22 protein-coding genes are annotated in these 20,035 nt (G+C 37.4%); 21 read left to right on the top strand and 1 reads right to left on the bottom strand.

The features are described 5' to 3' along the window. Nucleotides 1–2 precede the first annotated feature (2 nt). From V7150_RS09495 to V7150_RS09455, 9 genes are all read left to right on the top strand, one after another. Complete coding sequence (locus tag V7150_RS09495; RefSeq protein ID WP_335516760.1) at nucleotides 3–1,241, top strand: tetratricopeptide repeat protein; 1,239 nt, start codon at nucleotides 3–5, stop codon at nucleotides 1,239–1,241. 42 nt (nucleotides 1,242–1,283) lie between these two features. Further along, nucleotides 1,284–1,850 (top strand): ReoY family proteolytic degradation factor, encoded by a 567-nt coding sequence (locus tag V7150_RS09490; RefSeq protein ID WP_335516757.1) that lies wholly within the window; start codon nucleotides 1,284–1,286, stop codon nucleotides 1,848–1,850. 110 nt (nucleotides 1,851–1,960) lie between these two features. Continuing rightward, a complete protein-coding gene (locus tag V7150_RS09485; RefSeq protein ID WP_335516754.1) occupies nucleotides 1,961–2,440 on the top strand; it encodes a YpiF family protein in 480 nt (159 codons plus the stop codon). Nucleotides 2,441–2,585: 145 nt separating this feature from the next. After that, on the top strand, nucleotides 2,586–3,095 hold the full coding sequence (locus V7150_RS09480) for a ubiquinol-cytochrome c reductase iron-sulfur subunit (RefSeq protein WP_335516751.1): 510 nt from the start codon (nucleotides 2,586–2,588) through the stop codon (nucleotides 3,093–3,095). A gap of 3 nt (nucleotides 3,096–3,098) precedes the next feature. Continuing rightward, nucleotides 3,099–3,773 carry a menaquinol-cytochrome c reductase cytochrome b subunit gene (gene qcrB, locus V7150_RS09475; RefSeq protein ID WP_335516748.1) on the top strand — a complete coding sequence of 225 codons (675 nt, stop codon included), beginning with the start codon at nucleotides 3,099–3,101 and terminating at the stop codon, nucleotides 3,771–3,773. A gap of 56 nt (nucleotides 3,774–3,829) precedes the next feature. Further along, complete coding sequence (locus tag V7150_RS09470; protein WP_335516745.1) at nucleotides 3,830–4,603, top strand: menaquinol-cytochrome c reductase cytochrome b/c subunit; 774 nt, start codon at nucleotides 3,830–3,832, stop codon at nucleotides 4,601–4,603. A gap of 84 nt (nucleotides 4,604–4,687) precedes the next feature. Next, nucleotides 4,688–5,278: a DUF1405 domain-containing protein gene (locus V7150_RS09465; RefSeq protein ID WP_335516743.1), complete on the top strand. Its 591-nt coding sequence runs from the start codon at nucleotides 4,688–4,690 to the stop codon at nucleotides 5,276–5,278. Between the two features lie 220 nt (nucleotides 5,279–5,498). After that, on the top strand, nucleotides 5,499–6,293 hold the full coding sequence (gene ypjB / locus V7150_RS09460; RefSeq protein ID WP_335516740.1) for a sporulation protein YpjB: 795 nt from the start codon (nucleotides 5,499–5,501) through the stop codon (nucleotides 6,291–6,293). 57 nt (nucleotides 6,294–6,350) lie between these two features. Next, nucleotides 6,351–7,031 carry a zinc metallopeptidase gene (locus V7150_RS09455; RefSeq protein ID WP_335516737.1) on the top strand — a complete coding sequence of 227 codons (681 nt, stop codon included), beginning with the start codon at nucleotides 6,351–6,353 and terminating at the stop codon, nucleotides 7,029–7,031. 42 nt (nucleotides 7,032–7,073) lie between these two features. Here V7150_RS09455 and V7150_RS09450 read toward each other — a convergent pair whose 3' ends face one another. After that, the gene (locus V7150_RS09450) at nucleotides 7,074–7,943 is read right to left on the bottom strand and encodes a YitT family protein (RefSeq protein WP_335516734.1); all 870 of its coding nucleotides are present in this window, start codon (nucleotides 7,941–7,943) and stop codon (nucleotides 7,074–7,076) included. 214 nt (nucleotides 7,944–8,157) lie between these two features. On the opposite strand from V7150_RS09450, the gene V7150_RS09445 reads away from it, so the two are divergent. The 12 genes from V7150_RS09445 (at nucleotide 8,158) to V7150_RS09390 (ending at nucleotide 20,022) form a co-directional block, all read left to right on the top strand. Then, nucleotides 8,158–8,484: a nucleotide pyrophosphohydrolase gene (locus V7150_RS09445; RefSeq protein ID WP_420490269.1), complete on the top strand. Its 327-nt coding sequence runs from the start codon at nucleotides 8,158–8,160 to the stop codon at nucleotides 8,482–8,484. Nucleotides 8,485–8,489: 5 nt separating this feature from the next. Beyond that, entirely contained in the window at nucleotides 8,490–9,293 is an 804-nt protein-coding gene (dapB, locus tag V7150_RS09440; protein WP_335516730.1) for a 4-hydroxy-tetrahydrodipicolinate reductase, read from the top strand. A gap of 12 nt (nucleotides 9,294–9,305) precedes the next feature. Continuing rightward, on the top strand, nucleotides 9,306–9,725 hold the full coding sequence (gene mgsA / locus V7150_RS09435; RefSeq protein ID WP_335516728.1) for a methylglyoxal synthase: 420 nt from the start codon (nucleotides 9,306–9,308) through the stop codon (nucleotides 9,723–9,725). Continuing rightward, on the top strand, nucleotides 9,715–10,425 hold the full coding sequence (gene bshB1, locus V7150_RS09430; protein ID WP_335516725.1) for a bacillithiol biosynthesis deacetylase BshB1: 711 nt from the start codon (nucleotides 9,715–9,717) through the stop codon (nucleotides 10,423–10,425). The genes mgsA and bshB1 overlap by 11 nt, the downstream gene beginning before the upstream one ends. Before the next feature lie 2 nt (nucleotides 10,426–10,427). Then, nucleotides 10,428–11,555 carry an N-acetyl-alpha-D-glucosaminyl L-malate synthase BshA gene (gene bshA / locus V7150_RS09425; RefSeq protein ID WP_335516722.1) on the top strand — a complete coding sequence of 376 codons (1,128 nt, stop codon included), beginning with the start codon at nucleotides 10,428–10,430 and terminating at the stop codon, nucleotides 11,553–11,555. A 10-nt stretch (nucleotides 11,556–11,565) separates the two neighbouring features. After that, nucleotides 11,566–12,765 (top strand): CCA tRNA nucleotidyltransferase, encoded by a 1,200-nt coding sequence (locus V7150_RS09420; RefSeq protein ID WP_335516719.1) that lies wholly within the window; start codon nucleotides 11,566–11,568, stop codon nucleotides 12,763–12,765. Beyond that, nucleotides 12,750–13,727 (top strand): biotin--[acetyl-CoA-carboxylase] ligase, encoded by a 978-nt coding sequence (locus V7150_RS09415; protein ID WP_335516715.1) that lies wholly within the window; start codon nucleotides 12,750–12,752, stop codon nucleotides 13,725–13,727. The genes V7150_RS09420 and V7150_RS09415 overlap by 16 nt, the downstream gene beginning before the upstream one ends. Nucleotides 13,728–14,162: 435 nt before the next feature. Continuing rightward, nucleotides 14,163–14,999, top strand: coding sequence for a 3-methyl-2-oxobutanoate hydroxymethyltransferase (gene panB / locus V7150_RS09410; protein WP_335516713.1), 837 nt, complete (start codon nucleotides 14,163–14,165; stop codon nucleotides 14,997–14,999). After that, complete coding sequence (gene panC, locus V7150_RS09405) at nucleotides 14,996–15,844, top strand: pantoate--beta-alanine ligase (protein ID WP_335516711.1); 849 nt, start codon at nucleotides 14,996–14,998, stop codon at nucleotides 15,842–15,844. The genes panB and panC overlap by 4 nt, the downstream gene beginning before the upstream one ends. A gap of 36 nt (nucleotides 15,845–15,880) precedes the next feature. Further along, nucleotides 15,881–16,264, top strand: a complete 384-nt coding sequence (gene panD / locus V7150_RS09400; protein ID WP_335516708.1) for an aspartate 1-decarboxylase — start codon at nucleotides 15,881–15,883, stop codon at nucleotides 16,262–16,264. Nucleotides 16,265–16,412: 148 nt separating this feature from the next. Continuing rightward, complete coding sequence (dinG, locus tag V7150_RS09395; protein WP_335516705.1) at nucleotides 16,413–19,217, top strand: ATP-dependent DNA helicase DinG; 2,805 nt, start codon at nucleotides 16,413–16,415, stop codon at nucleotides 19,215–19,217. Between the two features lie 49 nt (nucleotides 19,218–19,266). Further along, nucleotides 19,267–20,022 (top strand): hypothetical protein, encoded by a 756-nt coding sequence (locus tag V7150_RS09390; protein WP_335516703.1) that lies wholly within the window; start codon nucleotides 19,267–19,269, stop codon nucleotides 20,020–20,022. The last annotated feature ends 13 nt before the right edge of the window (nucleotides 20,023–20,035 follow it).

Genomic DNA, 20,035 nt, shown 5'->3' with positions numbered 1-20,035 from the left:
ATATTATTAATATGTTAGAAAATGGCCAACATAAAGAGGCCTTGAATGAATATAATATTGTATTAAAAAACGGCAGCCACGATGAAAAATTTCTTCTTGGAGAAGAATTGTACCAATATGGATTTTTAGAGGAAGCAAAGGCTCTAGTCGAAAAGCTTTTAGAAATATATCCCGAAGAGGGAGAACTTCTTGTTCTGCTTGGTGAAATTTTAGTGGAAGCAGGAGAAGAAGAGGAAGCTATCCTTGTCTTAGAAAAGATTTCGGAACAGGATGTTCATTTTGGTCAGTCATTACTGTTGTTAGCAGACCTTTATCAAGTTCAAGGTCTTTATGAAGTATGTGAAAGAAAACTTTTGAAAGCAAAAGAATTATTGCCGGATGAGGTCATTATTGATTTTGCTTTGGGCGAACTTTACAGTGATCAAGGCGAAATAATTAAGGCAATGAATGCTTATAAAATGGTTTTAAAAGAAGAAAACGAAATTGCCGGTGTCAATATACATGGCAGGATCGCAGATCTTTTAAGTGCCTCCGGAGCTTTTGAAGAGGCTCTTACCTATTATGATCAGGCACTTGATGAAAAATTAGAGATTAACACTCTATTCGGTCATGCTTTTACAGCACTTCAGGCAGGATATAATCGGACTGCAATTGAAAAGTTCAATGAATTAAAAGGGCTTGACCCGGAGTATCATTCACTTTATTTACATCTTGCAAAAGCATATGAACGGGAAGAAGAGCTTGATAATAGTTTACACTCTATTAAAGAGGGCATAAAACAGGATGAATTTAATAAAGAATTATTTTTCTATGGAGGGAAAATCGCTTTAAAGCTCGGTAAAGTGGACGAAGCAGAACAGTTTTTCCGTGAGGCACTTGCCTTAGATCCGGGTTTTATTGATGCTGCTCTTACGTTAAATAAGCTCTTTTTTCAGCAGGAACGATATGAGGATGTTATTGAATTAATTTCCCAGCTTGATATTACAGAAGATGAAGAACCGCAGATTCTATGGGATTCAGCCATAGCGTACGATAAACTTGAAGAATTTTCTTACGCATTAGACAAATATGAAAGTGCATATACTTTTTTTAAGAATAACGAATCCTTTTTGCAGGATTACGGATATTTTCTAATTGAGGAAGGAAAAAACGACCGAGCCGCCGAAGTTTTTAAACAGCTGTTAATTAAAGATCCAACAAATGTCGAGTATTTAGATTTACTTGAACGTATAACTGATTAACAATTATAAAAAAAGCTGATTATGCAGAGGAGGGAAATTATCATGGCAACCCCTGTTTCTGTCAACGAGAAGAAGGACTTTATTCGCTGGTTTTTAAATCATTATCAATTAAAAAGAAGAGAATGTGTTTGGATTCTCAACTATTTAATGAGCCACGATCAACTGATGGAAAAAGTTCATTTTGTTGAGCAAGCGCAGTATTGTCCGCGTGGTTTGATTATGTCAACACATTGTGTGGATAAAGTACCATTTCGTTTTTATAAAGAAAATGTTATGACAACTGATGCCGAAAAATCCTTTCATGATATTCGGCTAAATCGAGACGAGGAAATTTTTATTCAATTAAATTTTCATGCCTCCAATCAGGCACATCAGTATGCGGCAGTTCTCGAAGAAAATCCATTCGTTCCGAAACATTTACAGGTCAATGAAAAGGATGGAATCATTGCAGAGCAATTGTTACAAAATAGTATTGAACGTTTTCAACGTGAAAAATTACTGCAATTAATCGATGAAGCTCTTGATCAACAAAATCGAGAGGCTTTTCAGATGTTAACTGAACAATTAAATAAACTAACAGTGACTGAACAAAAGGGAAGTTTGCGATAAGCAGGCTTCCTTTTGCTTTATTCAGCAGGTATTAAAAATCCACTGGAAATTTTTCTAAATATTCGACTTTATCTTTTATTATTTTAGGAGATAATGATATTATTGAAATAGTGAAATTAAAAGGATTGGTGTATAAAATGAAGTGGATTCCTCAAGATATAGAGACATACTTGAATGCAAAGGAGTATGTGGATACAGCTGTTTTACCTTTATATTCCGTTTCATTCGGGGGTGAGATGAAACACTCCGCTGCAACGGCTGAATTTATCACACTCTTAACAGGCCATTTAGAAAGGCAGTTTACAGGAAGAATAATATTATTTCCTCCATTTACATATCTAAAAAATGAAATAGCATTAAGCGATTTGTTGAAATGGGAGGAAAATATTGCGAAGAGTGAATTAAAGCACATATTTTACATCACTTCTGAGCTTGATTGGCGTATACATGAAGACAAGCTTAGTGGGTCGTTAATATGGCTTCCATCCCTTCCACTTGAGAATATGAATGATTCTCAAAAAATAGAAATTATTGATAATCAAGTAAAACAGCTGTTAACACTCTTTACGCAAAAATGGCATGAAAAATAAGTAAAAATCTCCAGATTATATGTTTTTAAAATAGTATGATATTGACCTTACTTGCAGATTGATATATCATTGTTATGTCCTAGTTTTATATGTGTTTAATAATTGTCCGCTGGACTTAACTTCATGAAAAGAGGGGGGGATAAACATGAGTAAAGAACGCGTTTCAAGACGTCAATTTTTAAGCTACACATTAACTGGCGTAGGCGGCTTTATGGCTGCAGGTATGTTAATGCCAATGGTACGTTTCGCTGTGGATCCTGTATTAAAGGCAGAAGCTGGTGGGGATTTTATTGCTACAAAGCAAAAGGTTTCTAAATTAACAGCGGAACCGGTACGTGTTGACTTTACCTATAAGCAAAAAGATGCGTGGTATGAGTCGGATGTAACAGAATCTGCCTGGGTTTATCGGGAAAAGGGGTCAGATAAAATTGTAGCTTTATCGCCTGTATGTAAACATTTAGGATGTACAGTTAACTGGAATTCTGACAAAGAACACCCGGAACAATTCTTCTGTCCATGCCATTATGGCCGTTATACGAAAGATGGAACAAATGTAAAGGGTACACCACCACTGGCACCACTTGATGTATATCCATACAAGGAAAAAGACGGTTATCTTTATTTAGGAAAAGCGAAACCACGGAAGGAGGCGTAATCATTGTTAAACAAAATTTACGATTGGGTAGATGAACGTTTAGATATTACGCCTTTGTGGCGCGATATCGCAGACCATGAAGTACCAGAGCATGTAAACCCAGCGCATCATTTTTCAGCGTTTGTATACTGCTTTGGCGGTCTAACATTCTTCGTAACAGTCATTCAAATTCTTTCCGGTATGTTTTTAACGATGTACTATGTACCGGATATTAAAAACGCATGGGAATCTGTTTATTATCTTCAAAATGAAGTTGCATTTGGACAAATCGTACGTGGTATGCATCACTGGGGTGCAAGTTTAGTACTTGTAATGATGTTCTTACATACATTACGCGTCTTTTTCCAAGGTGCTTATAAAAAGCCTCGTGAATTGAACTGGATTGTCGGAGTACTTATTTTCTTCGTCATGTTGGGATTAGGTTTTACAGGTTATTTATTACCTTGGGATATGAAAGCGCTGTTTGCAACAAAAGTTGGTCTGCAAATCGCTGAGGCCACACCATTAATAGGCAGCTACGTTAAGGTACTGCTTGCAGGTCATGAACATATTGTTGGTGCTCAAACATTAACCCGTTTCTTTGCCATTCACGTATTCTTCTTACCTGCAGTATTATTTGGGTTAATGGCTGCGCATTTCATGATGATTCGTAAACAAGGTATTTCCGGACCGCTTTAAAAATCGGAATTGAAAGTTTTTTCAAATCTCTACGGAAAAAGGAGGGGGATTGCTCAATGCATCGCGGTAAAGGTATGAAGTTCGTTGGTGACTCACGTGTTCCAGCACTTGAATCACGCACACCGAAGCTTCCAAAGGATTACTCAGAATATCCTGGTAAGACAGAGGCATTCTGGCCTAACTTCCTTTTGAAAGAATGGATGATAGGTGCCGTATTTCTTGTCGGCTTTTTATGTTTAACTGTAGCACATCCGGCTCCGCTAGAAAGGATAGCGGATCCGACTGATACTGGCTATATTCCATTGCCAGACTGGTATTTCTTGTTCTTGTATCAATTGCTGAAATACACATATGCATCTGGTCCATATACAGTAATTGGAGCAATGATTATGCCAGGTTTAGCGTTTGGAGGCTTATTATTAGCACCGTTCCTCGATCGTGGACCGGAACGTCGTCCTAGGAAGCGTCCACTTGCTACTGCATTCATGCTTTTAGCATTGGCTTCTATCGTATTTTTAACTTGGCAATCAGTTGCAACACATGACTGGGCAGCTGCGGAGCGCCAAGGTAAAATTGTTGCAAAGGTCGATATTGATAAGACTAGTGATGGATATAAAATTGCTAGTGATAATACATGTCTAACCTGCCATGGTGATAATCTTTCAGGTGGTGCTGGTGCTCCAACATTGATTGGAACTGGTTTATCGCCTGAAGAAGTAGCTAAGATTGCTAAAGAAGGTAAGGGCGGCAAGATGCCACCAGGAATCTTTAAAGGTGATGACGAACAGCTTAAGAAGCTGTCTGATTTTATCTCAGGCCTTGGTAAATAATAAAATGGCAAAAAGCTGACGAAAGAATCGTCAGCTTTTTTATTCATACTAATTTCCTTATAAAGGATGAAATGAGGTGTGTTTGTGGGTTGGATTTATCCTCTACTAGCAAATCGATCGGTTCTTAAACTTTTACTTCTTGTTAATATTGCAGGAACTATTTATGGGTATTATTGGTATGGGTGGCAGCTTAAGGAGACACCGGCTATTTTTCTTCCATTTGTTCCGGACAGCCCGACAGCCAGTTTGTTTTTTGTTTTTGTCCTCATTGCATTTTTATTACGGAAAAACTGGCCATTAATGGAAGCTCTAGCGATTGTAACCCTTTTTAAATATGGGATATGGGCCGTTGTTATGAACATTCTGGTTTATTTTGTCTCGGGAGAACTTGACTGGATAGGATATATGTTAATTTTTTCTCATTTTGCAATGGCCGTCCAAGGGATCTTGTATGCACCATTTTACCGCATTAAATGGTGGCATTTAATAATTACAGCCATATGGACACTCCATAATGATGTCATTGATTACGTCTTTTTTATGCTGCCTAGCTATCATATGCTTGATCGTTATATACCACAAATTGGCTATTTTACGTTCTGGCTTTCTATTCTTTCATTAGGTATTGCATATTATTTTACTATTCGCCCTGGAAGGTTTAAACTAGACTTATAGGAAATAATAACTTTCCTAAAAGGCATAAGTGCACGAAGGAATGCTTCGGAGTTTATGAATCGCAGTCGAAAAGCTTTGCTTTGCTACGAAGTTCGTCGCTTTCTTCTGTCCTAGGGGCTCGCCAATAGGCGAGTTTTATTTAAAATAAAATAGTCTTAAAATGGTCTAACCTTGTCCAACCCTACATACATTTTATTAGTAATGAAAGGGGGGACAAGGATTGAAAATCAGATGGTTATTTTATTTAGCAATTATCATTATGCTAACTCCCATAACTGTTTATGCTGAACAGCAATCGCCAATGGAGAAGCTGGATGATATCTCCGATGAAGCTCTCCAAATGGTGAAGTTTCAAAGATATGAAGATGCAAAAAAATTGCTGGATTATTTTTCTGACCAATTTACTAGCATAACTGGGACAACGAAGCCCTTATCAATGGATGAGGTTAGAATTGTTCATACCTCTCATGATGAAGCGATGGAAGCTGCCGTAAGTGCCAACATGAAATATGAGGAAAGAATTAATAAACTAACAAAGTTTCGTCTTGTTATTGATGCATTAGCAACGAGCCATCAACCTTTATGGACAGAAATGGAAGAACAAATAATGACCGCCTTTCACCAAGCAAAAGAAGCAGCCCTTAATGGTGATACGGCTCATTTTCATACAAACTTTAACACCTTTTTATCATTATATAATGTCATTTATCCTAGTATGAAAATAGATGTACCTGTAGAAAATATTCAAAGATTAGATGCACGGATTGATTTTATTAATGAATTTCGTTCTCAAATTGTCAATAATTCAAAAAGTCAGCAGGAACTTGATGCACTCGACACAGATTTAAAAAACCTGTTTGCTAATATGGAAGAGGATGAAGCAGACCCTTCACTATGGTGGGTCATCATTTCTACAGGAAGTATTATTATCATGACATTATCTTATGTAGGCTGGAGAAAGTACCAGGGTGATAAAGCTCTGAAAAAAAATCGGTCAAGAGACTTAAAGGATTGATGCGTCTAATCGGCGTACTTTATACCAATAACATCACGAGCTGATTTGGAGGTCAATATGTATTACCTTATTTATTTTGCAATTATCGTAATTATTCCTATATGGGCACAAATGAAAGTAAAAAATACTTTCGCTAGATATTCTCGGGTTCCCACATCAAGTTATCGTAGTGGGGCGGAGGTTGCTAGGGAAATCTTAAATGCGAATGGCTTATTTAATGTAGGAATTGAAGAAGGACGCGGTTTCTTAAGCGATCATTATGATCCAAGAACCAAAACAGTCCGCTTGTCACCGGGAAATTATCATGGACACTCAATCGCATCTGCTGCTGTTGCTGCCCATGAATGTGGACATGCCATCCAGGATGGAGAAGGATATGCTTTCCTAAGGTTCCGTCATATGTTAGTTCCTGTTGCCAATTTCGGATCAAATGCTTCATGGATTCTGATTATGATTGGTATTCTTGCTCATATGAGTGGAATGCTATTAATTGGAATAATTTTTATGGCAGCAGCCGTCCTCTTCCAAATCATCACATTACCTGTTGAATTTAATGCTTCAAACCGTGCAATGAATCAAGTTGTATCGCTAGGACTAATAGGTAATCGCGAAGAAAGAGAAGCGAGGAAGGTATTAAACGCCGCTGCGCTTACGTATGTAGCTGCAGCAGCAGTAGCCGTTCTTGAATTATTAAGACTTGTACTAATATTTACAGGTATGAATAGAAATGATGACTAAAAAAAGCAATGTCCTCACCTAAGTGGGAAGGACATTGCTTTTTTAATCTGTAATCGGCATTTTATTTTCATCTAGCGTAAACCCTTCCCCGTGTACATCATGGACAACAGTAATGGAAATAAATGCATGCGGGTCAACAGAAGTGATTAAGTTTTTTAGGCGGATTAATTCGTTTTTAGCAACTACACAATATAAAACATCACGTTCATTTTTTGTATAGGAACCAAATCCCCGAAGGGCGGTGACACCACGTTCCATTTCCATCATAATTTTTTCTGCAATTTGTTCATTATTTTCAGAAATAATCATCGCACCCCGTGCAGTGTATGCACCTTCTTGCATGAAATCAATCACTCTTGCGCCAACAAAAACAGCTACTAGGGTATACATAGCTTGTTTATAAGATATGTATGTGAGTGAGAGTATAATAACACAGGCATCAAATAAGAACATTGTTTTCCCGATGTTCCAACCTGCATATTTTTGAACAAGTCTTGCAATAATGTCGACTCCCCCTGTTGTACCCCCAAAACGGAAAATAATACCTAACCCGATCCCGGTGAAAATACCAGCAAACAAGGCAGCTAAAGTTAAATCATGCTCAAGTGGCATATTTATAGAATATCGCTGAAAAATCCAAAGAAAGATGGAAACACCTACTGTACCGATAATGGTATATAAAAATGTATTTCTTCCCAACAACTTCCAGCCGATAAAAAATACCGGAATATTTAAGACTAAGTTTGTATAGGATGGATCCCAGTTGAACAATCCATAGAAAAGCAGTGTAATTCCAGTAAATCCACCTTCAGCGAGTTTATTTTGCATATTAAAATTAACAAGACCGAATGAAAAAATTGCTGTGCCTAAAAGGATAAATAAGATATTTTTAAATTTAAGTCCAAAAATCATAATCATTCCTCCTCCGCCATATTTTTCACCATATAGCGGTTTTTATTATAGCGAATTAATAGTAATAGAGCAATGAGAAGTAGAAATGAGCCTGAATCAAACGAAAACATTTGTAAATAGGCCATTATTTAGCTAACATAAAAAAGGAATAGAGATAACAAATTTGGCCGATATAGAAAATGAGGTGGAAATTAAATTGAATAATAGGAAATCGATGAAGGATCTTCAGAATGAAGTTGATACATACATAAGTCAGTTTAAGGAAGGATATTTTAGTCCCCTTGCCATGCTTGCAAGACTAACAGAGGAGCTTGGAGAGTTAGCAAGAGAGGTAAACCATTATTATGGTGAAAAACCAAAAAAATCTAGTGAAACGGAAAAGGCAATTGAAGAAGAACTAGGTGATGTTCTTTTTGTGCTTATTTGTTTTGCCAATGCCTTAAACATAGATTTAGAAGAAGCACATGATTATGTCATGGCAAAATTTAATACAAGGGATAAAAATCGTTGGACAAGAATTGAAACTGATAAAATGGAGTGAGGAGTATGGAAACCATTAATATTATTATTGCCGGCCCCCGCGGCCGTATGGGCAGTGAAGCGGTGAAATTAGTAACAAACACAGAACACTTTAATCTAGTTGCTGCCATTGATCATAAATATGATGGAATGATGCTAAGTGATGTAGATGGCTTTCATTCCATTTCTAATGTGCCAATTTATACAGACATAGAAAAGTGTTTGCAAAATGTTGAAGCAGATGTATTAATTGACCTTACAACACCGGAAGTGGGTATGTATCATGCCAAAACAGCACTCGCATATAATGTTCGTCCGGTTGTAGGAACCACCGGTTTTTCGCAAGAAGATTTAGAAGAGTTACAACAAATTTGTAATGAAAAAGAATTAGGATGTATAATTGCACCAAATTTTGCTATTGGTGCAGTATTGATGATGAAATTTTCGCAAATGGCTGCTAAATATTTTCATGATGTCGAAATTATTGAAATGCATCATGATCAAAAGCTTGATGCTCCCTCTGGGACAGCGGTAAAAACAGCAGAAATGATATCAGCAGTTAGAGAAGCTAAAAAGCAGGGGCACCCAAATGAAAAGGAAACAATAAAAGGGGCTAGGGGAGCAGACTACGATGGAATGCATATTCATTCTGTACGCTTGCCTGGACTTGTTGCCCATCAACAGGTTTTATTTGGTGCTGATGGTCAGTCATTAACGATTCGGCATGATTCCTATCATCGCGGCTCCTTTATGTCAGGTGTAAAAGTTGCTGTCGAAACAGTCATGAAGCAATCTATTTTTGTTTACGGACTTGAAAATATTTTAAGTTAGGGGCAAGTTTTTATGAATATTGCATTAATCGCACATGATCAAAAGAAAAACGACTTAGTCCAATTTGTAACAGCCTACCAAGCCATTTTCGCAAAACATATATTATACGCAACGGGGACAACTGGTTTAAGGATTAATGAAGCAACTGGTTTAAATTTGACGCGTTTTAAATCCGGTCCGCTTGGCGGGGATCAGGAAATTGGTGCAATGATCGCCAAAAATCAGATGGATGCGATATTCTTTTTTCGCGACCCATTAACGGCGCAGCCACATGAACCAGATGTTACGGCTCTAGTAAGACTTTGTGATGTCTATTCAATTCCGTTAGCTACAAATATGGGTACAGCTGAATTACTAATTAGAGGTCTTGAGATGGGATTATTGGAATGGAGAAATATCGTCCATGAGAATGGTGAAGTAAATGGAAAATAAGCAATTACATATTCTTGCATTTGGTGCGCATGCCGATGACGTGGAAATCGGGATGGCCGGAACCATTGCGAAATTGGTTTCAGAGGGAAAGAGAACTGGCATATGTGATTTAACGGATGCTGATCTTTCCTCAAATGGAAATGTCATATTAAGAAAAGAAGAAGCAGCTCGTGCCGCTGAAATTTTAGAAGTATCAGTACGGACCACAATGGGTTTTCCGGATAGAGGGTTATTACTAAACCAAGAGTACATAAGAAAAATTGCTGACGTCATTAGAACGTACAAGCCTCAAGTTGTGTTTGCTCCTTATTTCGAAGATCGTCACCCCGATCACGGTAATTGTGCGCGTCTTGTAGAGGAAGCGGTTTTTTCTGCGGGAATAAAAAAGTATAAAACAGACAAATGTAACGATCCACATCGAGTTGAAAAAATGTATTATTATATGATTAATGGATTTCATAATCCTGATTTTACAATTGATATTTCAACATTTATCGATAAAAAGCTTGCTGCCTTACGTGCTTACAAAAGCCAATTTGAATATTCAGAGCAAAGCTATAATACACCGCTTGTGAATGGGTATATTGAAACAGTGGAGGCAAGGGAAAGAATGTTTGGGAAAATGGTCGGAGTAACCTATGCTGAGGGCTTCAAAACGAAGGTTCCACTTCTTTTAAAGCATGATTTGATAGGAGAATGAAGATGAAGAAACTGAAAATTGGGATTACGTGCTATCCAACTGTGGGCGGCTCTGGTGTAGTAGCTACGGAATTGGGAAAAATGCTCGCTGAAAAGGGGCATGAAATTCACTTCATCTCATCGAGCCTCCCCTTTCGGTTAAATAAAATGTATCATAATATTTATTACCATCAGGTCGAAGTCAATCAATATTCCGTTTTTCAATACCCTCCTTACGACATTGCCTTAGCAAGTAAAATAGCAGAGGTAGCGAATCGGGAAAAATTAGATATACTTCATGTTCATTATGCTATTCCTCATGCCGTTTGTGCCATTTTAGCAAAGCAAATGGCAAGCCGTGATTTTAAAATAGTCACGACCTTACATGGTACAGATATAACGGTATTAGGCTATGACCCATCGTTAACAGATGCGATTAAATTTGGGATTGAAAAGTCAGATGCCGTTACAGCTGTTTCAAATGCACTGGTTAATCAAACAATTGAGCTTATTAATCCAGATCAACATATTGAAACAGTTTATAATTTTATTGATGAACGGATATATCATAAAAGCGATGCAGTTTCTTTGAAGATACAACTTCAAATAAAGGAAGAAGAAAAAGTTATTATCCACGTCTCTAATTTTCGTGCCGTAAAGCGGGTACAGGATGTCGTGAAAACCTTTGCGAAAATTTCCACCATCATGCCTGCAAAATTACTGTTGGTTGGTGATGGGCCTGAAATGACCACAGTTTGTAAACTGGTTAGAAAGCTATCAATCGAAGATCAGGTAATATTCCTTGGAAAACAAGAAAATCTTGAAGAATTGTATTCCATTAGTGATCTAATGTTGTTATTGTCGGAAAAAGAAAGTTTTGGCCTCGTAGTGTTAGAGGCAATGGCATGTGGCGTACCTTGTATCGGGACGAATGTTGGCGGCATCCCAGAAGTAATTCTACACGGTGAAACTGGATATATATGTGAAGTAGCTGATATTGAGGATATTGCGAGAAAAGCCATTTCTCTTTTAACGGATAGCAAGCTTCATCAACAATTTTCTTGTCAATCTGTAAATACTGTTCGAACAAAATTTAAGGATAAAGAAATAGTTGAACAATATGAGCAGCTTTATTTTAGCCTGCTGAATTAAGGTGAAATAGATGATAGAACCATTTTTATCAGCGATTCCAGTATTAAAAAGATTAGAGGATGCAGAATTTGAGGCTTATTTTGTAGGCGGCTCTGTTAGAGATTACCTTCTGAATAGGCAGATTAGTGATGTTGATATTGCCACGTCAGCAACACCAAAAGAAGTGAAGGGTATTTTTTCCAAAACTGTTGATATCGGTATTGAACATGGAACTGTTCTCGTCTTATTCGATCATAAATCCTATGAAATTACTACCTTTAGGACTGAAGGGGATTATCAGGATTATCGAAGACCAAAAGAGGTTTCATTTATTCGTAATCTCAACGAAGACCTACAGCGAAGAGATTTTACCATGAATGCGATGGCAATGGATCGAACTGGAACGCTTATAGACCCTTTCAATGGGCAATCAGCTATTAGGAAAAAGGAGATTCAGACTGTTGGTTCAGCAACTGACCGTTTTCAGGAAGATGCACTTAGGATGATGAGAGCGGTTCGATTTGTCAGCCAACTCTCCTTTTCTATTGAAGACGCAACGCTTCAGGCTTTAACAACTCTTGTTCCCTTGCTTAAAAATATTGCAATAGAACGAAAAAGAGCAGAGTTTGAAAAGATACTTGTTGGAAATAATCGTAATAATGCGATAAAGATATTACTGGAAACCAATTTATTTTCTTATTTACCAGGATTAGCTAATCAAGAAAAACAGATTGAAAAATTGTTAGATTTTAACTGTGAAGATCTTAATAAAAATGAAATGTGGGCATTACTTCTTTTTTGTTTAAATGTAGTGGAAAAATCGATTGAGGATTTTTTACGAAATTGGCGGCTTCCTGTTAAAGAAATAAAAGATATTCAGCATATTTTGTTTTTTGTCGAAAAAAGGCTTGAACAAGAATGGGCCGTTCATGATTTATATATTGCTGGCAGTAACCTCATTACCTCAACAGAAAAGTTGTACAACGTAATAATCGGGTTAAAAGGGACAGAATCCATCCAAAACCTGCTTAATCAATATCAAAAGCTTCCGATTAAGCAGCGCTCTGATTTGGCTGTAACAGGCGGTGATTTAATGGAATGGTTTAATCAAAAGGGAGGCCCATGGTTAAAGAAGACGATATTGAAAATTGAACAGGCGGTTGTTGACGCAAAAGTAGAAAATGATAAGCAAAAGATTAAGGAGTGGCTATTGACGTGCAGTCAGAAATAAGAAAAAAATTGCTCGATGCCTTTACAAAAACTGCCGATACTTTTTTATCGGGGCAGCATCTAGCTGAACTAATTGGCTGTTCAAGGACAGCAGTTTGGAAGCATATAGAAGAATTAAGAAAAGAAGGCTTTGAATTAGAGGCAGTTAGAAATAAAGGATATCGGATTGTAAAAACCCCTGAAAGAATAACAGCGGATGAAATCAGGTTAGGATTAACAACCAACTTTATTGGCAAGAACATCCATTATGAAGAAAGCGTAGAATCTACACAAAAAATTGCTCATCGGCTGTCCAATGAGGAAGAACCAGAAGGAACTATCATTATTGCTGAAGAACAACGGTCAGGGAAAGGAAGAATGGATCGACCATGGCATTCTCCAAAATATACTGGGATATGGATGAGTCTCATTCTTAGACCAAACATTCCACTGACAAAAGCCCCCCAGCTGACACTATTAACTGCGGTCGCAATTGTTCAAGCAATGGAAGAGGAAACGGGGTTGCAGCCAGAAATAAAATGGCCTAACGATATTTTATTGAATGGCAAAAAAGTTACCGGGATCTTAACTGAATTACAAGCAGAAGCAGATCGCATTCATTCGATTATTATTGGGATCGGCATCAATGTGAATCAAAAGAAAGAGGATTTCCCAAGCGAGCTTCAGGAAAAGGCTAGTTCTCTATTTATTGAAAAAGGAGAGGTAATCTCCAGAGCCGGATTAATCAAAAGTTTTTTCAAGCACTTTGAAAAATTATATTTACTTTATTTAGAACAAGGCTTTGTCCCAATAAAGCTATTATGGGAAGGATATGCTGTCAGTATCGGTAAGTTCCTAAAAGCAAGAACGTTAACAAATGTCATTGAAGGAAAAGCACTTGGAATTACCGATGAAGGAGTATTAAAATTGGAGGATGAGACCGGTTTCGTTCACCATATTTATTCTGCTGACATCGAGGTTTAATAAGGGCGCTTGCGCTTTTCTTAAGAGATAAAAAAGTATAAATTTCGACTTTGAGAATTGTCCAGCTCCAGTGCCCAGCGGCTAGTAGACTTCGCTCTTCTCCCTATGATAAGTCAACATCGGATCGCTATCGCTCTCCGTGTTTCCTTTATCTCAGTCGAAGCGCTCCAGTCTATACGCCGCTAAACGGGCGCTTGCGCTTTTCTTGTAACTTTTGTTATAATTTCCTTGGGCAGTATCTTTTTAGAACTGCACCTTTTTGTGAATCATAATCATAATTAAACAGGTTTCTGCCTAGATCCGTATTTCGGACCGGGACAGAGGGATGGAACATGCTAAAGAGTAACTGGGATCCTCTGCCTTCAGAAGGATCTTTTTTATTTGCTCTGCAAATTCGTTTTATCACCTCTCCCATATTTTAAGGAGGGAAAAATGATGAAGCAAACAACGGATTTCTTGAAAATGAAAGAAAACAATGAAAAAATTGTCATGTTGACTGCCTACGATTACCCGTCTGCAAAGCAGGCTGAGCAAGGGGGAGTTGATGTCATTTTAGTCGGGGATTCCCTGGGAATGGTTGTTCTTGGATATGACTCGACTATTCCTGTGACGATGGAAGACATGATTCATCACACAAAAGCAGTTAAACGAGGTGCCAAGGATACATTTATCGTTGCTGATCTGCCATTTTTAACCTATCATTTATCCGTTAAGGATACACTAATCAATGCAGGAAGGCTTCTCCAAGAGGCAGGTGCACACGCCGTTAAACTGGAAGGGGCTGATGAAGTAGTCGAGAAAATCACTGCTCTCACAAAAGCTGGGATCCCAGTTTGTGGACATTTAGGGCTGACGCCGCAATCCGTTGGGGTTTTAGGCGGCTATAAAGTGCAAGCTAAGGATGCGTCCAAAGCGAGAAAATTGATCGAAGACGCGAAAAATATTGAGGAAGCTGGTGCATTTGCTATTGTCCTGGAATGTGTACCTAAGCAGCTGGCTGAAGAAGTTTCTAGGTCGATTTCCATTCCTGTGATCGGAATTGGAGCCGGAATGGATGTGGATGGGCAGGTTCTCGTCTACCATGATATCTTAGGGTATGGTGTAGATCGGGTACCAAAGTTTGTGAAACAGTATTATTCTGTCAATCCATTTATGATCGAATCGATACAAGCATATGCTTCTGATGTAAAAAATAAACAATTTCCTGAAGATAAACATTCTTTTACAATGAAGGAAGATGAACTGAAGGTTCTATATGGAGGAAGGAAATGAAAGTAATTACTGCCATTAAGGACATGCGGGCTGAAATATTGAAGCAAAAAGGTTTTGGGAAAACGATTGGCTTTGTCCCCACAATGGGATTTCTGCATGAAGGTCATTTAGCACTAATATCGCAAGCAAGGCAAGAAAATGATATTGTCGTCTTAAGCATTTTTGTTAATCCGCTGCAGTTTGGCCCAAACGAGGATTTTTCAACGTATCCCCGTGATTTTAATCGTGACCGCTCCTTGGCGGAAGCTGAAAAGGTAGACTACATTTTTTATCCGTCAGTAGAGGAAATGTATCCATACGTACCTTCTGTTAAGGTTGTTGTACAGGAACGAACAGACGTATTATGCGGCAAGTCTCGTCCTGGCCATTTTGACGGGGTCGCAACAGTACTTACAAAACTATTTACGATCATAATGCCAACGAGGGCTTATTTTGGGAAAAAGGATGCACAACAAGTGGCTGTGGTTGATGGATTAATCACTGATTTCAATTTTCCAATAGAGTTGATTTCAGTCGACATTATTCGGGAAGCGGACGGGCTTGCGAAAAGTTCACGCAATGTTAATCTATTACCAGAAGAAAGACAACAAGCAACTGTCCTTTATAGAAGCCTGCAGTCAGCAAAAGAAGCAATCGATCATGGTGAGCAGAATCCTGCTAATCTAATTTGCATGATCAACGAAATGATCAATCGTGAATCAAATCGACAAATTGATTATGTGGAAATTTTTTCTTATCCGCAATTAAAACCATTGGAAAAAATAAATGGTACTATTATTATTGCTATTGCAGTTAAATTTTCAAATGTTCGTTTAATAGACAATTTCATAATTCAAATAGATTAATCTAAAAATGCAATGACATCAGGGGAGGAATACTCTTTGTTTCGTACGATGATGAATGGCAAAATCCACCGGGCAACCGTTACAGAGGCTAATTTAAACTATGTTGGCAGTATTACCATAGATGAAGATATTTTAGATGCTGTAGGAATGGTGGCAAATGAGAAGGTGCAAATTGTAAACAACAATAATGGCGCTCGCATGGAAACGTATATTATTCCCGGAGAAAGGGGAAGCGGTGTTATTTGTTTAAATGGTGCAGCAGCTCGCCTTGTACAAGAAGGGGATATTGTCATAATAATATCTTATGCACTTGTCCCAGAAGAAAAGGTACAAACCCACACTCCAAAAGTAGCCATTATGGATGAAAATAATCGAATTAAAGAACTCATCTATCAAGAACCAGCACACACAATAATGTAGGAAGTCCCCAATCATTGGGGATTTTTTTTGTATTTTTATTTTTCTTTCGACAATGGTAGAATTTGAATCAATTAAAGTTTGTTTTCTTTTACTTTTTTAAGATTCATGTGATACCGTTTAAGGAGCGAAGGTTTGGGGTGTTATTGAAATGTTAAATAAATTCGTTGTCGTTGATTTAGAAACAACAGGCAATCTTTCTAAAAAGGGCGATAAAATTATTCAATTTGCTGCAGTGGTAATAGAAAACGGCCACATCACTGATAAATTCTCGTCACTCATCAATCCTCAAAAAATGATACCAGCATTTATTGAAGAATTGACTGGTATAAATGATGAAATGGTAAAGGATGCACCGTTATTTTCCGAAATAGCAGAGAAGGTTATTTCTTTGTTGGATGGTGCCTATTTTGTTGCCCATAATGTATTATTTGACTTATCATTTCTTCAGGAAGAATTAATCCAATCTGGATGTGAAGGATTTTTTGGTCCTGTTTTAGATACGGTAGAAATGGCAAGAATCCTTTACCCTACCGCTGATAGCTATAAGCTTTCCGATTTAGCAGAGAAAGAGAAACTAAATCATGACCGGCCACACCAGGCAGATAGTGATGCACAGGTTACTGCTGAATTATTTCTTATCTTGTTAAAAAAATTATCTTCATTACCGCAAATAACGATTGGGCAGCTTAGTCAGTTAGCAGGAGGGCTAAAAAGCGATCTACAACAGCTATTAGATGAAATAGTCGATACAATAGGAAAAAAGCGAGAGCAATTACCAGAGTCTATTGAAGTATATAATGATATTGCTTTAAAGAAGAATTTTGTAGAAAATGAAATAAAATCAGGGAATAATGATTCTCAGAAGTACCCTTCAAGTGAAGAAGACAAAATTGAGATCATCAAACACGGCTTTCAATTCTTTGAAAAGCGATCTGGACAATTTCTGATGATGGACACCGTCTACGAATCATTTCAAAATCAAAGGCATACTTTAATCGAAGCTGGAACAGGAGTAGGTAAATCACTTGGCTATCTCCTTCCAATTGCGTACTTTTCAAAACAACACAATCTTCCTATTATCGTTAGTACACATACGATACAACTGCAGGAACAAATTATGAAAAAAGAAATTCCGCTCTTGGATAAAATCATTCCTTTTAAACTCTGTTCTGTTCTTCTTAAAGGGAGGAGCCATTATTTAAGCCTAGAAAAGTTTCATCAGACGTTAATGGATGAAAACGATAATTATGATACGACCTTAACAAAAATGCAGATTCTTGTTTGGCTGACTGAAACAGAAATCGGTGATAAGGATGAATTGAATCTTTCAAGCGGCGGCCTCATTTATTGGAACAAAATCAAGGATGAACCAACTGTTTTTAAACCAAATCTAGGTTGGCAGGAGAGAGATTTTTATCTTAAAGCAAAAAGAAAAGCACAAGCTGCTGATATTATCATTACAAACCATTCATTGTTAATTAGTGATCTTATTGGTGAAGGATCTATTTTACCTAAAGCTGATTATGTAATTATTGATGAAGGTCATCACCTTCAAAAAGTGGCGAGCCAGTTTTTTGGCTTTTCTTTGGATTATCTATCCTCTCGGCTGCTTATAGGTCAATTTGGACTCTATGAACAAAAACAGCTCTTTTATGAGTTGGAGGAGATCCTATCTTCCATCCCTGAACAAGGGAGAAATCTCATGCATGCGTTTGAGTTGAATCAAATGGTAATGGACATTAACTATGAAATGGATGAATTCTTTAAGCTGATCGCCCTTTTTGCAAAGACAAAGGTAACTAACAAAAAGGGATTAAATCGTATTAAAGTTCGATTTTCTCATGCTGATAGCGGGAAAGAAAGAAATGCACTTGTTCATAGTGCAGAGAGGTTTAGCTTTTTACTTAAAGATTTATACTCAGCCATTAACGAGCGTCTCGAGTTGATAAAAAAAGAGAAATATTCGTTAACGAGTTTGGAAGAAAATAAAATCGAAGAAACCTATACATTCGTAAATGAACTTGGCGAGCTGCGAAATACAGTGATTAGCTGCTTTATTAAAGAATCGAAGGATGTAAAATGGATTGAAATGGACACCCGCTCACCGCAAAATGTAACAACTTTTATCGCACAGCCTGCTTTTGTAGCTGAACAGCTTAAGGAGAAATTTTTCAGTCCAAAAAAGGCAGTTGTGCTTACATCAGCCACTCTTTCAGTAAATAACTCTTTTAATTTTATCATGAAGGAACTTGGACTTGATGTTGTTTCATCTGTGCAAATGATGATTTCATCTCCATTTCAATATAAAGACCAGGTTCAGCTTTTCATTCCTGAAGACTTACCTGAAATAAATACAGTGACAATGGATGAGTATGTGATTGCAATAACCGAACATATCATTACCATAGCTGAGGCGACAAAAGGAAGAATGCTAATCCTTTTCACAGCATATGACATGCTAAAGAAAACGTATGAGTTGATTAAGGAAAGCGGCTTTCTTAATGAGTATGTCCTCATTGCTCAAGGAATTTCGAGCGGAAGCCGTACAAGGCTAACGAGGAATTTTCAGCGCTATCATAAGGCTATTTTACTAGGGACGAGCAGCTTCTGGGAAGGTGTAGATATTCCAGGTGAAGACCTATCCTGTCTTGTTATTGTAAGGCTTCCATTTAGCCCGCCTGACGAACCGCTGACAGAAGCAAAATGCCAGTTGATCGCGCAGCAAGGCGGCAATGCTTTTACCGAATACTCGCTGCCTGAAGCCATCCTTCGCTTTAAGCAAGGATTTGGCCGATTAATTCGGACGGAACAAGACCGGGGAATCATGTTTGTATTTGATAGAAGGATTGTTACAACCAAATACGGTAAATCCTTTTTAAAATCAATACCCGCTATCCCAATAAAAAAAGGGGAAATTTATGAATTAGTGGAATTTATTCATACTTGGTTATGATAAAAATATGGAAGATTACACATCCTATTAGATAATAGGAGGAGTGTGTATGAAAATATTGCTTATTATATTAGCCATATTTTTTCCAAGCACCTTAATTGCAAAGGGTGACACATCCATTACTGGTCAAGTTGAAAATGTCGAATTAAATATTAAGGAGCATGAAGCTGCGGTGACGTTTTTGGGTCTTTCTGCAGGGGAAGCGACACTTGTCCAAGGACCAAATAATGAAAATATATTGATAAATGCTGGTGGGAAAGGAACGAAAGCAGAATTAGAAAGCTGGCTTTCCCTTTATAATATTAAAGAGATTTCTACCTTAATCCTAACAAATAATGGACAGGAACTATCATACAATAAAATTAACCAAGTAATTACGAAATATAATATAAAAGAAATTATCACTACACCTGAACTTTCGAAGCTATTAGCAAAAAATTTAGACCAATCCATTCCAATTTCGTTCATATCCTGGGTAGAGGGTACAAAAAAAGAAATTTTCCCCGAGATGACAGCTGAAGTTCAGTTCGTTGGGAATGAACCAAATGAAGGAATGGATTTAATGCTAAATTTTTTCGAGCACAATATTTTTTTGATGACTTCTTTTAGCCATCGTGCAGAACAAACACTTCTTAAGAAGAATCTTAAGGATGTCAATGTTTTTAAAATCCCTAACAGCAATAAGGAAGACCCGTTATCGGATCAATTAATTCAATACCTGAATCCGCAAATATCGATTCTTTTTGCAGTTAAGGAACATCAACCAAATTTAAATATACTTCATGATTTACATGGTATATGGTAAGAGGTGTATATTA

This window comes from Neobacillus drentensis (assembly GCF_036965245.1).
Taxonomy (GTDB): domain Bacteria; phylum Bacillota; class Bacilli; order Bacillales; family Cytobacillaceae; genus Neobacillus; species Neobacillus drentensis_G.
The sequence above is the reverse complement of the archived record's forward strand: the minus strand, read 5'-3'. Positions and strand labels throughout refer to the sequence as shown.

Excerpts from the sequence above, each read along its gene's own strand:
- bshB1 (WP_335516725.1), top strand. The coding sequence starts at position 9,715 with ATGGAAAATAAGCAATTACATATTCTTGCATTTGGTGCGCATGCCGAT.
- V7150_RS09450 (WP_335516734.1), bottom strand. The coding sequence starts at position 7,943 with ATGATTTTTGGACTTAAATTTAAAAATATCTTATTTATCCTTTTAGGC.
- V7150_RS09445 (WP_420490269.1), top strand. The coding sequence starts at position 8,158 with ATGAAGGATCTTCAGAATGAAGTTGATACATACATAAGTCAGTTTAAG.
- dinG (WP_335516705.1), top strand. The coding sequence starts at position 16,413 with ATGTTAAATAAATTCGTTGTCGTTGATTTAGAAACAACAGGCAATCTT.
- V7150_RS09490 (WP_335516757.1), top strand. The coding sequence starts at position 1,284 with ATGGCAACCCCTGTTTCTGTCAACGAGAAGAAGGACTTTATTCGCTGG.
- panC (WP_335516711.1), top strand. The coding sequence starts at position 14,996 with ATGAAAGTAATTACTGCCATTAAGGACATGCGGGCTGAAATATTGAAG.
- V7150_RS09480 (WP_335516751.1), top strand. The coding sequence starts at position 2,586 with ATGAGTAAAGAACGCGTTTCAAGACGTCAATTTTTAAGCTACACATTA.
- V7150_RS09470 (WP_335516745.1), top strand. The coding sequence starts at position 3,830 with ATGCATCGCGGTAAAGGTATGAAGTTCGTTGGTGACTCACGTGTTCCA.
- dapB (WP_335516730.1), top strand. The coding sequence starts at position 8,490 with ATGGAAACCATTAATATTATTATTGCCGGCCCCCGCGGCCGTATGGGC.
- V7150_RS09420 (WP_335516719.1), top strand. The coding sequence starts at position 11,566 with ATGATAGAACCATTTTTATCAGCGATTCCAGTATTAAAAAGATTAGAG.
- mgsA (WP_335516728.1), top strand. The coding sequence starts at position 9,306 with ATGAATATTGCATTAATCGCACATGATCAAAAGAAAAACGACTTAGTC.
- panB (WP_335516713.1), top strand. The coding sequence starts at position 14,163 with ATGAAGCAAACAACGGATTTCTTGAAAATGAAAGAAAACAATGAAAAA.
- V7150_RS09455 (WP_335516737.1), top strand. The coding sequence starts at position 6,351 with ATGTATTACCTTATTTATTTTGCAATTATCGTAATTATTCCTATATGG.
- V7150_RS09390 (WP_335516703.1), top strand. The coding sequence starts at position 19,267 with ATGAAAATATTGCTTATTATATTAGCCATATTTTTTCCAAGCACCTTA.
- bshA (WP_335516722.1), top strand. The coding sequence starts at position 10,428 with ATGAAGAAACTGAAAATTGGGATTACGTGCTATCCAACTGTGGGCGGC.